This is a genomic window from Pigmentiphaga litoralis, from assembly GCF_048632615.1.
GTDB classification, from domain to species: domain Bacteria; phylum Pseudomonadota; class Gammaproteobacteria; order Burkholderiales; family Burkholderiaceae_B; genus Pigmentiphaga; species Pigmentiphaga litoralis_B.
This window is the reverse complement of the sequence record NZ_CP184479.1, coordinates 879,751-895,642: the sequence shown is the minus strand read 5'-3', so window position 1 is coordinate 895,642 and position 15,892 is coordinate 879,751. Positions and strand designations below refer to the sequence as shown.

The 15,892-nt window shown below is 66.0% G+C and carries 12 protein-coding genes; 6 read left to right on the top strand and 6 right to left on the bottom strand.

Features of this window, described 5'->3' with window-relative positions; all coding sequences use genetic code 11:
- Window positions 1–17: 17 nt before the first annotated feature.
- Window positions 18–989: an FAD binding domain-containing protein gene (locus tag ACNANG_RS04080; protein ID WP_420226102.1), complete on the bottom strand. Its 972-nt coding sequence runs from the start codon at window positions 987–989 to the stop codon at window positions 18–20.
- 9 nt (window positions 990–998) lie between these two features.
- Window positions 999–1,580, bottom strand: a complete 582-nt coding sequence (locus ACNANG_RS04075) for a (2Fe-2S)-binding protein (protein ID WP_420226101.1) — start codon at window positions 1,578–1,580, stop codon at window positions 999–1,001.
- A gap of 189 nt (window positions 1,581–1,769) precedes the next feature.
- Between ACNANG_RS04075 and ACNANG_RS04070 the strand changes: the two genes are divergently transcribed.
- The 3 genes from ACNANG_RS04070 (at window position 1,770) to ACNANG_RS04060 (ending at window position 5,564) form a co-directional block, all read left to right on the top strand.
- On the top strand, window positions 1,770–2,342 hold the full coding sequence (locus tag ACNANG_RS04070; protein ID WP_420226100.1) for a UbiX family flavin prenyltransferase: 573 nt from the start codon (window positions 1,770–1,772) through the stop codon (window positions 2,340–2,342).
- A 175-nt stretch (window positions 2,343–2,517) separates the two neighbouring features.
- On the top strand, window positions 2,518–4,818 hold the full coding sequence (locus ACNANG_RS04065) for an ATP-dependent DNA helicase (RefSeq protein WP_420226099.1): 2,301 nt from the start codon (window positions 2,518–2,520) through the stop codon (window positions 4,816–4,818).
- Window positions 4,809–5,564 carry an SDR family NAD(P)-dependent oxidoreductase gene (locus ACNANG_RS04060; protein WP_420226098.1) on the top strand — a complete coding sequence of 252 codons (756 nt, stop codon included), beginning with the start codon at window positions 4,809–4,811 and terminating at the stop codon, window positions 5,562–5,564. Before ACNANG_RS04065 ends, ACNANG_RS04060 begins: the two co-directional genes overlap by 10 nt.
- An 84-nt stretch (window positions 5,565–5,648) precedes the next feature.
- Here ACNANG_RS04060 and ACNANG_RS04055 read toward each other — a convergent pair whose 3' ends face one another.
- Window positions 5,649–6,563: a LysR substrate-binding domain-containing protein gene (locus tag ACNANG_RS04055; protein WP_420226097.1), complete on the bottom strand. Its 915-nt coding sequence runs from the start codon at window positions 6,561–6,563 to the stop codon at window positions 5,649–5,651.
- Between the two features lie 100 nt (window positions 6,564–6,663).
- Here ACNANG_RS04055 and ACNANG_RS04050 point away from each other — a divergent pair, with 100 nt between their 5' ends.
- The 3 genes from ACNANG_RS04050 (at window position 6,664) to ACNANG_RS04040 (ending at window position 11,136) form a co-directional block, all read left to right on the top strand.
- A complete protein-coding gene (locus ACNANG_RS04050) occupies window positions 6,664–8,160 on the top strand; it encodes an MFS transporter (protein WP_420226096.1) in 1,497 nt (498 codons plus the stop codon).
- Window positions 8,157–10,523: a hypothetical protein gene (locus ACNANG_RS04045; protein WP_420226095.1), complete on the top strand. Its 2,367-nt coding sequence runs from the start codon at window positions 8,157–8,159 to the stop codon at window positions 10,521–10,523. Before ACNANG_RS04050 ends, ACNANG_RS04045 begins: the two co-directional genes overlap by 4 nt.
- Before the next feature lie 94 nt (window positions 10,524–10,617).
- Entirely contained in the window at window positions 10,618–11,136 is a 519-nt protein-coding gene (locus ACNANG_RS04040; RefSeq protein WP_420226094.1) for a hypothetical protein, read from the top strand.
- 22 nt (window positions 11,137–11,158) lie between these two features.
- Here the strand turns inward: ACNANG_RS04040 and ACNANG_RS04035 are convergent, their stop codons facing one another.
- The 3 genes from ACNANG_RS04035 to ACNANG_RS04025 form a co-directional block, all read right to left on the bottom strand.
- The gene (locus ACNANG_RS04035; RefSeq protein ID WP_420226093.1) at window positions 11,159–13,216 is read right to left on the bottom strand and encodes an ATP-binding protein; all 2,058 of its coding nucleotides are present in this window, start codon (window positions 13,214–13,216) and stop codon (window positions 11,159–11,161) included.
- Complete coding sequence (locus ACNANG_RS04030; RefSeq protein ID WP_420226092.1) at window positions 13,216–14,745, bottom strand: ATPase domain-containing protein; 1,530 nt, start codon at window positions 14,743–14,745, stop codon at window positions 13,216–13,218. The genes ACNANG_RS04035 and ACNANG_RS04030 overlap by 1 nt, the downstream gene beginning before the upstream one ends.
- Window positions 14,746–14,911: 166 nt before the next feature.
- Window positions 14,912–15,811 carry a LysR substrate-binding domain-containing protein gene (locus tag ACNANG_RS04025; protein ID WP_420226091.1) on the bottom strand — a complete coding sequence of 300 codons (900 nt, stop codon included), beginning with the start codon at window positions 15,809–15,811 and terminating at the stop codon, window positions 14,912–14,914.
- Window positions 15,812–15,892: the final 81 nt, after the last annotated feature.

Sequence of the window (15,892 nt, the reverse complement as noted above, 5' to 3'; positions counted from 1 at the left end):
GTCCTTGCTCGCGCCGTTCAGGCAGGCTGCGTCGCGGTAATGAGTGCATTGATCAGGCAGCGTTTGCCCAGTTCGACCTTGAAGCCGTTTTCGCTTTGCGGGCGCGCGTCTTCCATGGCCAGCGCGGCGGCCTGCGTGAAGCTGGCCAGGTTGGCGGGTTTGCCGGTCAGAAAGTCTTCGACCTCGGGCAGGCGCCACGGAATGGCGCCCACGCCGCCCATCGCGATGCGAATGTCCTTGATCGCGCCCTGGTCGGTGCCGACCACGATGGCGGTCGAAGCCAGCGCAAATTCGTACGACGCCCGGTCGCGCAGCTTCAGATACATGGACCGCGCCCCGGCCACGGGCTTGGGCAGGGTGACGTGCGTGATCAGTTCGCCCGGCTGCAGGACATGTTCGATGTGCGGCGTGTCGCCCGGCAGCACGAAAAAGTCATCGACCGGCACGTCGCGTTCGCCGCCCTGGCCCTGGATGTGGACCACGGCGTCGAGCGCCATCAGGGCGACGTTCATGTCCGATGGATTGGACGCGATGCAATGGCTGCTGGTGCCCAGGATCGCCAGGTTGCGGTTGTAGCCGTCGATCGCCGAACAGCCCGATCCCGGCTCGCGCTTGTTGCACGCCATGACAGGATCGCGGAAGTACACGCAGCGGGTGCGCTGCAGCAGGTTGCCCGCGGTCGTCGCCTTGTTGCGCAGTTGCGCCGATGCCCCGGCAAGCAGCGCCTCCGACAGCACGGCGTAGTCACGCTTGATGCGTTCGCCGTGGGCCAGGTCGCTGTTGCGCACGGTGGCGCCTATCTGCACGCCGCCATCCGCGGTGTCGACGATAGTTGCTAGTGGCAACCGGTTGATGTCTATCAGTTGCGACGGCGTTTCCACGTCGAGCTTCATCAGATCGACCAGGGTGGTGCCGCCGGCGAGGTAGCGCGCACCGGATGCGATGGCCTCGTCGACGGAGCTTGCACGGCTGAGTTGGAAGGGATGCATGATGGCTCCTCAGGCTTTGCGGACGTGCTGGATGGCCGCCACGATGTTGGTGTAGGCGCCGCAGCGGCAGATGTTGCCGCTCATGGCTTCCTTGACGTCGGCATCGGCCGCGCCGCAGGGCTCTTTCATCAGCGCCACGCCGGACATGATCTGGCCCGACGTGCAGTAGCCGCACTGGTAGCCGTCGTGGTCGACGAACGCCTGCTGCATGGGATGCAGGGCGTCGGGCGTGCCCAGCCCTTCGATGGTGGTGATGGTGTCGCCGTCATGCACGCCGGCCAGGCTCAGGCAGCTGTTGATGCGGCGGCCGTTGACATGCACCGTACAGGCGCCGCACTGGCCATGGTCGCAACCCTTCTTGGTCCCGGTCAGGAACAGATGGTCGCGCAGGGCTTCCAGCAGCGTCGTGCGCGAGTCCAGGTTCAGGTCGCAATCCTTGCCATTGACCGTGAACGATACTGGCAGCGTCGAGACGGAAGGCTGGCCGTCACGCGGGTTCGTGCCGTCATGGAACGGCGCGCCTGCCGATGCGTCGCCAGAAAGATCGTTGGCAAGGGACGCAGCGTCATCCGAACGATGGTCGAGGGTCATGGGGAGTCCTTGAAGAGGGGCGATCCCGAAAGGATCGTGAGGGGAACGCGTGCGCAGGGCGACCCCCTGGCGCGCAAAGTGTTCATGGTTTAGCAAGAAGCGAGCCCGATGAGCCGAACGAAGCATCGCGTGATGCGCCACATTGTGGTCAACTCCGGGATTGACCTGACCGCCTGCCCGGAGCTTTGGATGAATCGCCTTATCGTGGGTATTACCGGCGCCTCTGGCGTGATTTACGGTATCCGCACACTCGAAATGCTCCAGTCACTGGGCACGGTCGAGTCCCACCTGATCATGTCGCCGTCGGCCGCCCGCACCATCGTCGAAGAAACCGATTACACGGCCGAATACGTGCGCAGCCTGGCGCATGAGGTCCACAGCTTCAAGGACATCGGCGCGTCGGTCGCCAGCGGTTCATTCAAGACCGAAGGCATGCTGGTCGCGCCGTGCTCGATCAAGACGCTCAGCGGCATCGCGAACTGCTATGCGGACGAACTGATCGTGCGCGCGGCGGACGTCTGTCTGAAAGAGCGTCGGCGCGTCGTGCTGATGCTGCGGGAAACGCCGCTGCACGCGGGCCACATTGCGCTGATGGACCAGGCGACGCGCAGCGGCGCCATCATCATGCCGCCGGTTCCGGCCTTCTATCACCGGCCCAGGACGCTGGACGACATGGTCACGCAGACGGTCGGCCGCGCGCTGGATCTGTTCGGTATCGAGACCCACCGCGTCAAGCGCTGGAAAGAGTCCGAAGAGGACTGATCGTCAAGCCGCGCCGGGTCCGGCCGCGGCATCGCGCTGCCCCATCGGCCGTGAAGGCCCATTGCCGATGTGCGCCGCCGCATCCGGCGTTGCGGATACCTGTTCATCCATCCAGTACAATCGCGGCTGCCGTGCGGCGCTGTTGCCGCGCGCGCCTATGTATCGAGGATAGTCTTTGGATTATGTCGTTGCCGTGCGCGCACTGTGCGAATTCACCGCCAAGGCGGGGGATCTGGACGTGCGCTTCACGCCTTCACCGTCCGCACAGGAAGGCGTGGCTGGGCACACCCTGGTTGCGTCCCGGCGGCCGGACCACTATGAATCCGAGATCACGCTGACCGGCAGCTATCAGCACCTGCGGGTGCGCGGCCGCGCCGACGGCTACGATCCCGACACAAATCAGCTGGATGAGGTGAAGACCTTCCGTGGCCATCTGGACCGCATGCCGGCCAACCATCGCGCGCTGCACTGGGCGCAGGCCAAGGTGTATGGCTGGCTGCTGTGCCAGGACCGCGGACTGGATTCGATCGACGTGGCGCTGGTGTATTTCGACATTGGCACGCAAGAAGAGACAGTCCTGGTCGAAACGCACCGCGCCGAAGACCTGAAGGCATTTTTCGAGTTGCAGTGCGAACGGTTCATCGGCTGGTCGGAACAGGAGTCCCTGCACCGGGAAGCACGCGATGCCGCCTGCGGCGCGCTGCGCTTTCCGTACGGCGATTTCCGGCCGGGTCAGCGGCAACTGGCCGAGGCGGTGTATCGGTCGGCCAGCCAGGGCTGCGCGGTCATGGCGCAGGCGCCCACCGGCATCGGCAAAACCGTCGGCACGCTGTTTCCGCTGCTGAAGGCCTGCCCGTCGCAAGGCATCGACAAGGTGTTCTTCCTGACGGCCAAGACGTCCGGCCGCAGCATGGCGCTGGACGCACTGGACCTGATCGCGCGCAGCGACGATGCGCCGCCCTTGCGCGTGCTGGAACTGGTCGCGCGCAAAAAGGCCTGCGAGCATCCGGACAAGGCCTGCCATGGCGAAGCCTGTCCCCTGGCCAAGGGCTTCTACGACCGCGTGGCCGACGCCCGCGCCGACGCCGTGTCGATCGCGCGGCTGGATCGGGAATCCCTGCGCGACATTGCCTTGCAGCACGAGGTCTGCCCTTATTACCTGAGCCAGGATCTGGCGCGGTGGGCCGACGTGATCATTGGCGATTACAACTACTACTACGACAGCAACGCCATGCTGTTCGGCCTGACCCTGGCCAATCAATGGAAAGTCAGTGTGCTGGTCGATGAAGCGCACAACCTGGTGGACCGCGGCCGCAAGATGTATTCAGCGGAGCTGTCGCAAGCGGGTTTGAAGGACATCCGTCTGTATGCGCCGCCCACACTCAAGAAGCCGCTGGAAAAGCTGAACCGGATCTGGAACGAGGTCAACCGCGAGCAGACCGAAACCTATACGGCGTACGACGCCGTGCCCGGCAAGTGGTTGATTGCCCTGCAGCAGGCGGTGACCGCGGTGGGCGAAGAGCTGACCGAGCGGCCGGCGGGGGTGGATGAAGCCCTGCAGCAGTTCTATTTCGACGCGTTGCGCTTCCAGCGGATCGCCGACAGTTTCGGCGCGCATTCGCTGTTTGACATCACGCTGATCGACCCGGCGTCGGCCCGGCCCAAGGCGCCCACATCGGTCATGAACCTGCGCAACGTGGTGCCGGCCAGCTTTCTTGCGCCGCGGTTCGCGGCGGCCCGATCGACCGCCTTGTTTTCCGCAACCCTCAGCCCGCACCACTTCTACCAGGAAACGCTGGGCCTGCCCAAGGCCACGCCATGGATAGACGTGGCGTCGCCCTTCGTGGCCGAACAGTTGTCGGTGCAGGTGGTCGGCACCATCTCGACCCGCTATCAGCATCGGGACAGGTCGCTCGATCCCATCGTGGCGTTGATGGCGCGGCAGTATCGCGAACGCCCCGGCAACTATCTGGCCTTCTTCAGCAGCTTCGACTATCTGCAGAAGGTGCTGGCGCTGTTCCAGACGCGTCACCCTGATATCGACGTGTGGTCGCAATCGCGCGGCATGGACGAAGCGGCGCAGGGCGGCTTTCTGGCGCGGTTTGCACCCGATTCGCGTGGTATCGGGTTTGCCGTGCTGGGCGGCTCGTTTTCAGAGGGTGTGGACCTGCCGGGCAGCCGGCTGATCGGCGCCTTCATCGCCACGCTGGGCCTGCCGCAGATCAACGACGTGAACCAGCAGATGCGGGCGCGGGTGGACGCGTTGGGCAAATCGGGCTATGACACCATTTACCTGTACCCGGGCATGCAGAAAGTCGTGCAGGCGGCGGGCCGGGTGATTCGCACCCAGACCGACACCGGCGTGGTCTATCTGATCGACGATCGGTTTGCCCGGCCCGAAGTGCGCGACCTGCTGCCAGCGTGGTGGCAGGTGCAGACGCACGATCATTCCTCCAAGGAGAAGACATGGACGTAGGCATGGCCGGAAAGACGGCGCTGGTGACGGGCGCAAGCCAGGGCATCGGGCGCGCGATTGCATTGGGTCTGGGCGCACAGGGCGCGCACGTGGCGCTGGTGGCGCGCCGCCGGCCATTGCTCGATGAGGTGGCAGCGGCCATCGTGGCGTCGGGCGGCACGGCGCCGCACATCATCGAAGCGGACCTGTATGCCGAGGACGCAGCCAACCGCATTCACGCGGACGCGCGCGCCGCGCTCGGTCCGATCGACATCCTGATGAATGCCGGAGGCGGCAGCCGGCCGATCGACTTCGACGCCACCCGCGAGCAGTGGATGGAAGGCATGACGCTGAACTTCTTCCGGCTGCGGGAACTGACGCATGCCGTGGTGCCCGAGATGCGCGAGCGCAAGTACGGCCGCATCATCAACATCACGGGCACGTCGGAGCCGCGTGGCCTGAATGCGGCGTTCAGCGCCAAGGCCGCCGTGCACATCTGGGCCAAGGGCCTGTCGCGGCTGGTGGCGGCGGATGGCGTCACGGTCAATTGCATCCAGCCGGGCCGGATCCGCAGCGAGCAGATCAAGAAGCGCTACCCGACCCTGGAAGACGAACTGGCGTTCGCGCACGAAGAAATCCCCGCCGGGCGTTTTGGCGAGCCCGAAGAACTGGCGAATCTGGCGATCTTCCTGGGGTCGCCCCTGGCCAGCTATGTGAACGGCACGGTGATTCCCGTCGATGGCGGGATGTATCGCCACGCGTTCTGAGTTCGGCGTGGCTGGCGTCCGGTCACCCTGGCGCCGATGGTGCGTCGAGCGGGCCGCCAGCTTTGCATCCGGCCGCCGGCCCGATCACTTCCCGCGCCGTCCCACGCCGGCAATCTCATGAAAGGCTTTTTCCTGCATCGACACGTCCTTGCCGGTGCGCGAGATCAGCCACATGGCCGACTTGGCTTCCGGCTCGCGCAGCGGGCGGAAGGTCACCCCGCTGGCTTCGATGCTGCGAAACGATTCGGGCACGAGCGCGATGCCCAGCCCCGAGGCGACCAGCCCGACGATGGTCGCGGCCGTGCGCGCTTCCTGCACCACACGCGGCGCAAAGCCCGCCCGCTGGCACAGGCCCATGATCTGCAGATAGACGCCGGTGCCGCCGTCGCTGGGATACATCACAAAGGCTTCATCGCTCAGCGCACTGACGGAAAACGGACGCAGGCTGTCGGCGCGCGGATGCTGCGGGGGCAGGGCGGCCACCAAGGCGTCCTGGAACAGCCGCGTCGCCAATAGAAAGTCGGGCAGGTCGGGCGCTTCCGTGCCGCGGACGAACGCGATGTCCAGCCGGCGTTCCAGCATGGCGGTCAGTTGTTCCTGCGTGGTCAGTTCGTCGATCCGCAAGTGGACGCCGGGCAGCTTCTGCCGATAGGCCAGGATCAACTGCGGAATGATCTGCGTCAGCGCGGCGCCGCTGGTGAAGCCCACACGCAATTCGCCGATGTCGCCGCGTTGCACGCGGGCCACGATGCTGGCCGCGCGATCGGCCTGGGCCAGCAGCGTGCGGGCTTCGGGCAGCAAGGCCTGACCGGCGGGCGTCAGGTCCACATGGCGGTTGCTGCGTTCGAACAGCCGCGCGCCCAATTCGTCTTCCAGCACACGGATCTGGTGGCTGAGCGGCGGCTGCGACATGTTCAGGCGGACGGCGGCGCGGCCGAAATGCAAGGTCTCGGCCAGGACCACGAAATAGCGGATGCGGCGCAGATCCATCATACCCATCGTGTATCAATCTTGAATGAAACGATATTAGACGTAGATGGCAGGCCAGCGCACGATATCGGTGTCGATAACGTATGCCGGTCGAACCGGACAGGTCAGCATGAACGCGCAACAGGTGGGAGCAGGGGCAGCATGGGTGGACGGGCCGGCGGGCGCGGCCGGTCCCGGCGCGGGGGCAGCGGAACCCGCAACGGCTGGCGCCGCCTTTGCGGATGCCCGGGTGGCGGGCGTATCGCCGGCGCCCAGGATCCAGCACGGGACCGCGGCATTCGTGCGCACCAACTGCGCCATCTTTGCATCGGGCCTGGCCACGTTCGCCTTGCTGTATTGCGTGCAGCCGCTCATGCCCGTCCTGTCCGACACGTTCCATGTGGGCGCGACCGGCGCCAGCTTGTCGTTGTCACTGACAACCGCTTTACTGGCCGTCGCGATCCTGGTCGCGGGCGCACTGTCCGAAACCTGGGGCCGCAAACCCATGATGGTGGGCTCGCTGTTGCTGTCGTCCATGCTGACCCTGGTCAGCGCGTCCCTGCATCATTGGGAATCCTTTCTGGTGACCCGCGCGCTGATGGGCATCGCCCTGAGCGGGCTGCCGGCAGTCGCCATGGCCTACGTGGCCGAAGAAATGCACCCCCGTTCGCTGGGCCTGGCCATGGGGCTGTATGTGGCGGGATCGGGCCTGGGGGGCATGGCGGGCCGGTTGCTGGTCGGCGTCATTACCGATCTGTCCGACTGGCGCATGGCCTTGGTCAGCATGGGTGCCATGGGACTGGTGTGCGCCGGGATCCTGTGGCGCTGCCTGCCGGCGTCGCAGCATTTCGTGGCGCGGCCCCTGTGCTTCATGCCGCTGTTCCAGACCTATGCGGGGCATCTGCGCAGCCCCACCTTGCGCTGGCTGTTCGTCATCAGCTTCCTGCTGATGGGGAGCTTCGTGACCCTGTACAACTACGTGGGCTATCAGTTGGCGGCGCCGCCGTTCTCGTTGACCCATACCCAGATCGGCCTGGTGTTCAGCGTCTATCTGTGCGGCGTCGTCAGCTCCGCCTGCATGGGCTCGCTGTCGCAGCGGATCGGCCGTCCGCGCATGCTTCCCATCACGTTCAGCGTCATGCTGGTCGGCGCCCTGCTCACGTGCGCCGGATCGGTGTGGGTCGTGGTGCCGGGCATTGCGCTGATCACGATCGGCTTCTTTGGTACCCATGCGGTGGCCAGTGCCTGGGTCAGCGCGCAGGCGCCGATCGGCCGGGCGCAGGCTGCGTCCTTGTACCTGTTCACCTACTACCTGGGATCCAGCGTGGTGGGATCGCTGGGGGGTGTTCTGGACGTCCAGCGGCTGGTTGGGTGTCGTCGCCATGATCGTCGTGCTGCTGCTTGCGGGCATGGGCGTGGCGTGGCGGCTCAAGCGGACCGCCACGGCATAGGAAGGTGTCGATCGGAAGGGCAGGGGGCGTCATTGACGCACTCGGCAACGTCTTCCCGGGTGGTTTCGGTTTACAGTGGAAGCACGCGGGACACCGCGGCGATCACGATGCAGGATCAAGGGTTGCGCACACCACGCAGCCCTTTTTCTTTGGTGGAGGAAACCCAGAACGCATGAAACATACGTGGCAATTTTTCCGGGCGGGCGGCGTGGATCAGGTGTTGATCCGGTCGGGCGCCGATATCGCGCATCTTGAAGAACTCGACCAGAAGCTGTGGGTGGCGCTGGCCTGCCCCACGCGCGGCATCGAGTTCGATACGCGCACGCTGGACCTGATCGATACCGACAAAGACGGACGCATCCGCCCGCCGGAGATCCTGGCGGCGTGCAAGTGGGCCATTGCGCAGGTCAAGGACCCCGATATCCTGGCCGAAGGCGGCGACAGCCTGCCGATCGACGCGCTGGCCAACGATGGCACCGACGGTCCGCAACTGGCGGAAGAAGCGCGCCGCATTGCCGACCTGCTGGGCCGCGCCGAAGGCGAACGCATCACGCTGGGCGACGTAACCGACCGCAGCAAGCTGCTGGCTGCCATGCGGTTCAATGGCGATGGCGTCGTCACGGTCAAGACGTCGGACGATCCGGACGTGCAGAAGACCATCCAGCAGATCCTGGACACGCAGGGCGGGGTCAAGGATTACAGCGACGTGATCGGCGTCGACAAGGCCATGGCCGATGCCTTCTTTGCCCAGGTCGACAAGCTGCGGGCCTGGCACGGCACGGTCAGTGGCGATGGGACCATCATGCCGCTGGGCGACGATACCAAGGCCGCGGCCGACGCCGTTGCGGCGATGCGCGCCAAGATCGATGATTACTTCACCCGATGCCGCCTGGCGACGTACGACGCCCGCGCGGTGCAGGCGCTGAATCCGTCGATCGAAACCTATCAGCATCTGGGCGCGCAGGCCCTGTCCCTGACGTCGCAGGAAGTGGCCGACCTGCCGCTGGCGCCGGTGCACCCGGGCCGTCCGCTGCCGCTGTCGGGCGAGATCAATCCTGCCTGGTCGTCAAAATTGAGCGCGCTCAAGTCCAAGGCCGTCGGCCCGAGTCTGGGCGAGTCGGTCGATGCCTTGACCGAAACCGCCTGGCGCACGCTGGTCGAGCGGCTCGAACCCTATGTGACCTGGACGGCGACCCGCCCCGAGACGCGCCTGGATGCGTTGAGCCTGGCCGACATCACGCGCATCGACGCGGATGCGCAGGCTGCCGTGCTGTCATTGATCGACGAAGACGCGCGTATGGGGCCCCACAACGCGCGCATCGCCGATCTGGAAAAGCTGCTGCGATTCAAACGCGATCTGCTGCACTTGCTGAACAACTTCGTGTCCTTTAGCGAGTTCTACCGCCGTCAGGGTGCGATCTTCCAGGCAGGGACCCTGTACCTGGATGCGCGCAGCTGCGAGTTGACGGTGGACGTCGCGGACGCCGCCAAACATGCGCAATTGGCGGGGCTGGCCAAGGCTTGCCTGGCCTACTGCACCTGCACCCGGCAGGGTCAGAAGAAGACCATCGTGGCGGCTTTTACGGCAGGGGATGTGGACTTTCTGTTCGTGGGACGCAACGGCATTTTCTACGACCGCGATGGCAAGGACTGGGACGCCACGATCACCAAGCTGATCGAGAACCCGACCAGTATCGGCCAAGCCGTTTTTTCGCCATACAAGAAGTTCCTGCGCATGATCGAAGAGCAGGTGGCCAAGCGCGCGGCGGCCAGCGACGCCGCAGCGCAGAAGCATCTGGGCGCCCTGGCTGCCGATGTCGCCACGGTCGACAAGGCCAAGCCCGCGGCCACACCCGCTACCCCGCCCGCGCCGCTGGGCCTGGGCGCCAAGGTGGACGTGGGCACCGTGGCCGCCCTGGGGGTGGCCTTGGGCAGCATCAGCGCGGTGGCCGTGGGCATCTTCGGAAAATTCGTCGATCTGGGCGGATGGATTCCCGTGGCGGTGATCGGCATTCTGGTGGCGATCTCGGGCCCCAGCGTATTGATTGCATGGCTCAAGCTGCGGCAGCGCAGCCTGGGCCCGATCCTGGATGCCAGCGGCTGGGCCATCAACGGGCGCATGCGGATCAACGTGAAGCTCGGCGGCTCGCTGTCGCAGACGGCGCATGTGCCGCGCAACGCTGCGCATCGGTTCAATGATCCGTTTGCCGACCGGCATGGCAAGGCGTACACGATCGCGGGGGTGGTGCTGCTGATCGTGGCGCTGGCGCTGGCGTGGCGGCTGGATTTCCTGAATGGCGTGCTGCCGGCGTCGATGCGGCACCAAGGCGCGCCCGAGCCCGTGCCGGTGGTGGTGACGCCGGCGGCGCGCGGGACGACGGGTACCGTCGTGCCGTCAACGCCGGCCACCGCCGTGCCGTCAACGCCGGCCACCGCACCGGCCGCACCGGCGGCGCCCGGCGCACCGGCGGCAACCGTGACGCCCGCCGCGCCCGCCGCCCCGGCTGTCACGCCCGCCGCGCCCTCAAGCGCCTCCTGATCCCCAAGACAATGCTGTCCTGCCTGCGCCCGCCCCGACCGGCGGGCGCACTTACAATGCGGGCTGCGAGAATCAACGACGAAGTGAGCAGTTCATGACCGATATTCCCGAGTCGCCCGATCTGGACGAAGACGACGGCGCCGAAGGCGAAGCGCCGATCCACGAAGCGCGCCTGTGGCGCGACGTGGGCTGGACGGCGCGCGTCATCAAGAATGAAGACGATGATGGCTGGGCGGTCGAGATGACCAAGTCGGGCGAAGCCGAACCCGCCCTGGTCGGCCCCTGGACCATGGGCCGCGACAAGAAGAATCCCAAGCCGCTGGACACGTCGGCCTTCAACACCCTGGTCAAGACCGCGGCCGAAGTGCTGCGCCGCCACGAACAGCAGCTGCACGCGCAAATGCACAAGCAGATCACCGTCAACACCGACACCGGCCGCGTGACCGTGATGCTGGACATCGTGCCCGACGAATACGACCCCTATGCCACCCTGGCCGCCGTGGATGAATATGGCGAAACGCTGGCCAGCGTCCGCACGTCTCCGACCTTCAAGCTGAACATGACCAGCGCCACGGCCTGGATCGCGAACGACTACCGCAAGCCGGGGCAGTAAGACCGCCTGTCCAGGCGCCTATTCAGGCCGCCGGCGGCGCCATCAGGCTGTCCGCCACGATGGCGCCCAGTTGCTGCAGGCTGAAAGGCTTCTGCAGCACCCGATGGGCGCCGATCGCCCCCGACGGCATGGGCAGTTCGGCATAGCCGGTCGCCATCACCACGGGCAGGGCAGGGTAGTCCTTGCGGGCTTCCACGATCACATCGGCGCCGTTCATGCCCGGCATGGCAAAGTCCACCATCAGCAGGTCGGGCGCTTCGGCCCGCAGCATGTCCAGGCCGATCCGGCCGCAGTCCGCCTGCAGGACGTCATAGCCCAGCACCTGCAGCGATTCCACGATCAGCGCGCGCACGTCGGCGTCGTCATCGATCACCAGCACCTTGGCGGCGGGCGCCGAGCCGGCGGTCGCGGCCCGAGTGGCGACTGTCGTCGCGACGTCAGCGGCCGCGTCGGGCAGCCAGATCTCGACCGATGTGCCCTTGTTGCGCTCGCTCAGGATCCGGGCGATGCCTCCAGACTGGCGGGCAATGCCGTAGACCTGGCTCAGGCCCAGGCCCGTGCCCTTGCCCACCGGCTTGGTCGTAAAGAAGGGGTCGAACACCTTGGTGATCAGTTCGGGGGGAATGCCCGTGCCGGAATCGCGCACCGTGATGACGACATAGCGGCCTGGCGCCAGATCGCCGCTTTCGGCGTGCCGGGCTTCGGCGCGCAGTTCGAGCGAGCCGCCTTGCGGCATGGCGTCCCGCGCGTTGATCACCAGGTTCAGGATGGCCAGTTCAAGCTGGTTCTGGTCGGCCTTGGCCAGCGGCAGATCCGGGTCGAACTGCGTCCGCATCGGGATGCGCGACCCCAGGGCGGTCGTCATCAGGTCACTCATGCCCTCGATCAACGCCGGGACATCCGTTGGCCGCAGGTCCAGGTTCTGACCGCGCGCAAAGGCCAGCAACTGCGCGGTCAGTTTGGCGCCACGCGCCACCGCCCGCTTGGCATTCTCGGCATAACGCAGCACCTGCTCGTCCTTGGCCTTGATGCGGATCAGATCCACGTTGCCGACGATGGAATTGAGCAGGTTGTTGAAATCGTGCGCGATGCCGCCGGTCAACTGGCCAACGGCTTCCATCTTCTGCAACTGGACCAGCGTGGACTGGCTGCGCTCGCGTTCGGCCACTTCCATGGTCAGGCGATCGTTGGCGCGTGCCAGTTCCTGGGTGCGTTCCAGAATGCGGCGCTCCAGGGACTCGTTCAGGTCATGCAGTTCACCCTGGCTGGTCTGCAGCGCCTGTTCGGCCAGCCGTCGTTCGGTCACGTCCTGCGTCACACCGGCAATGCTTTCGACCCGGCCCTGTTCGTCGAGCACGGCGCGGCCGCGCATTTCGATCCAGTGCGCGGAACCGTCGGGCCAGGAAATCAGGCAGGCGCAATCGAAGTCGGCGCTTTCGCCACGGGCCTGTTCTACCGCGGCCTCGAGCGACGCACGGGCCTGTGCGTGCACTGCGCCGATCAATTCATCGTACAGAAAGGGTTCGTGCGGCTGGCGGCCGAAGTCGGCCTTGCAATCATCGGATGCAAACAGCGTCATGTCGGATAGCCGGATGCGCCAGGCGCCAAGACGGCCCGCCTTGAGCGCCAGCCGCAGGTTGCGTTCCGCTTCCAGCCGTTCAACCAACTGTGCACGCGCCAGGTATTGACGGCGCCGGCCGCGCAGGCTGGACAGGACCGCATGACACAACGTTTCGGCATGCAGCGGCCGTTCCAGGATCAGCAGGTTGCCAAGTGGATCAAGTGCGCCAGCGGTGTTGCGTCGGGCACGCGCCGTGTCGGCGGACGACAGGATAATGAACGGAAAGTCCGACCATGCCGGTTGCTGTGACAGCCACCCGGATACGACCTTGATGCCCTCGGGCGTCAAGGCTTCTTCGGCGATCAGCGCGCAGCCCGCGCCGGCCGACAACTCGCGCATCAGTTCGGCCAGGTCGACGCAGATACGGGTGCCCACCTGGACCTTGGCCACGACCTGCGCCACCACGGCCGCATCGCGGCCCCGCGGCGCCAGGATCAGCGCGAGCTCTTCTTGCGCCATCAGTTGTTGTCGGAGATGTCTGGAGCGAGCATGGCGATCTTGCCACGGTACGTGGGCAGGCCGGACAGCACGCCTTCGAAGTCGGTCAGGGCCTCGCCGATACGGATACCCGCGCCCGGCGTGACACGAAACTCGCGGATCATCCGGCCATGACTGCTGGTGCGGCTCTTGAGCGCCGACACTGCGGTCAGGATCTCACCCTGGGCTTCGAAGAAGCGAAACAGCAGGACCGAATCGCTCAGGTAGCTCAGGTCCACGTCCGAGCGGACTTCACCAATGAAGCCATGCTGGCCCAGGATCAACAGGGTAGTGACCCCGCGCTGGTTCAGATAGGCCAGCAGTTCATGCATGTGCAGCATCAGGAATCGTTCGCCAGGCATGGCCTGGATGTACGCGTTCAGGCTGTCGATGACCAGCATCTGGGCGCCGTCCGACTCCACCGCGCGGCGCACCGCCGACGAGAATTCCCCCGGTGACAGTTCGGCCGGATCGACCTGGCGCAGTTCCAGCATACCGCTGTCGACGTGCGGCTGCAGGTTCATTCCCAACGCTCGGGAGCGGATGAGCAGCGTGCCGACGCCTTCGTCGAACAGGTAATACACCGCGCGCTGGCCCCGTTCCAGGGCGGTCAGTACACACCGCATTGCGGTGGTGGTCTTGCCGGCGCCCGACGGTCCGCTCAGCAGTGTATTGGTTCCGGGAACGAGGCCGCCGCCGATCAAATCGTCCAGCGCTTGCACGCCGGTCGACTGGGGGGCGGACGTGAACGGCTCGTGATGATCCGCGGCCACCAGCCTTGGAAAGACGATCATGCCGCCCCGTTCGAGCCTGACGTCGTGATAGCCGCCATCGAACTGGATGCCGCGCATCTTGACCACCCGCACGCGCCGTCGTTCCGGGCCGAATTCCTGCACGTACTGATCCAGGCTCATCACCCCGTGCGCAATGCTGTGCAACTGCAGATCGCCAGGTTCCGACGTCTTGTCGTCCAGCAACAGCACCGTGCACTCGCGGTTTGCAAAGAAATGCTTGAGCGCCAGGATCTGACGGCGGTAGCGCAGCGGGCTTTGGGCGAGCAGACGCATTTCCGACAGGCTGTCGAAGACGACCAGCGCCGGCTTGAGGTCTTCCACCCTGGCCATGACGTTGCGCGTCGTCTCGTTCAACTCCATGTCGGCCGGGTGCAGGATGGACTGACTCGATTCCAGGTCCAGCCCCGCTTCGTTCACCAGTTCATAGACGTCGATGCCATCCAGCGCCCAATCGTGCGTGGCGGCCGCGGCGACCAGTTCCTGCTGCGTTTCCGACAAGGTGATATACAGACAGCGTTCACCCCGCGCGACGCCGGCCCGCAGGAACTGCAGCGCCACCGTGGTCTTTCCGGTACCGGGGTTGCCTTCCAGCAGGTACAGCCGATTGGGTGTCAGGCCGCCCCGCAACACGGCATCCAGGCCGGGCATGCCGGTGGAGATTCGCGGCGTGGAGGCCGGCTGCGGATACGTGCTGTGAAACGAAAATGTCGTGGGCATACGTGACGGGCGTCAAGGGCAAGGGAAAGCGGCCGCTCTCCAGCAGGCATTGTGCCAGAGCGCCCTGGCTGTCATAGACAGATACACGCCGTGTTGCGTTATGTCACGTTCGTCTACAGCCGGGCGGTTTGACAGCGCCATTCGGTGGGTTCAGCGCGGTAAACGGCTATCGGGACGCCCGCCTTGCGATCACCGCTCGCCAGAAGGCCTCGGCCGACGCGGCGCCGGCGGCCCGATGGCGAAACAGCCGAATCGCCAGGGGCAGGTGCCAGTCTTCACCGCCGGCATCGACCAGCCGTCCTGCCGCCAATTCGTCCTGCATCAGGCTGCGCGGCAGCCAGGCGATGCCGCGTCCGTCCAGCGCCATCGACTTGAGCACGGTGGCCAGGTGGGCAGTGAACACGGGTTCGGCGCCGGCGGCGTCGAGCGCCACCTGCCGCTGGTCCCGCACGATGCGGCCCAGGCCGGATTCTGGTGTGTAGGCCAGCAGGGGCACCCGCGCGCGGCCGCGGCGGGACAGGGTGTGGCGGGGCTTGCCCTGGGGCGTCGCGGCCACCACCGGTATCAGCACGTCGGTGCCCACCTCGGTACTGGTGAAGTCGGACTCCGGCAGGCGCACCGGCAGGTGCGGGTGGGCGTGACACAGCATGAACTGGGCGCGGCCCTGCAGCATGAGCGACTCGCACTGCGGCATCACATCGGATACGAGCTGGATGGGGCCGATCGGCGCCTGCGATTCCAGCCCGCGCAGCCAGGTGGGCAGGAAGGTCAGGGACAGCGCGTGGGTGGCGACGAAGCGCAAGGTGGACGAACTGGCGTCGGCCACCGCGCGCGCTTCGTCGGGCACCCGCGCGACCCGCGAGGTGATCTCTTCGGCCACACCACGGAACCACTCGCCGGCATCGGTCAGGGTGACCGGGTGCGTGCTGCGGTCGAACAGGTCGACGCCCAGCCAGGTTTCCAGGGCCCGAATGCGGCGGCTGAAGGCAGGCTGCGTCATGTGGCAGTCGCGGGCGGCCCGCGAAAATTGCCGCTGGCCGCCAGCGTCAGGAAATCGTTCAACCACGTGAAATTCATCATCGATGCTTTGACGGCATAAAGGCAGAGAAAACGGGCATTGGACGCCTGGCGCGGGGCGCGCGAAGAT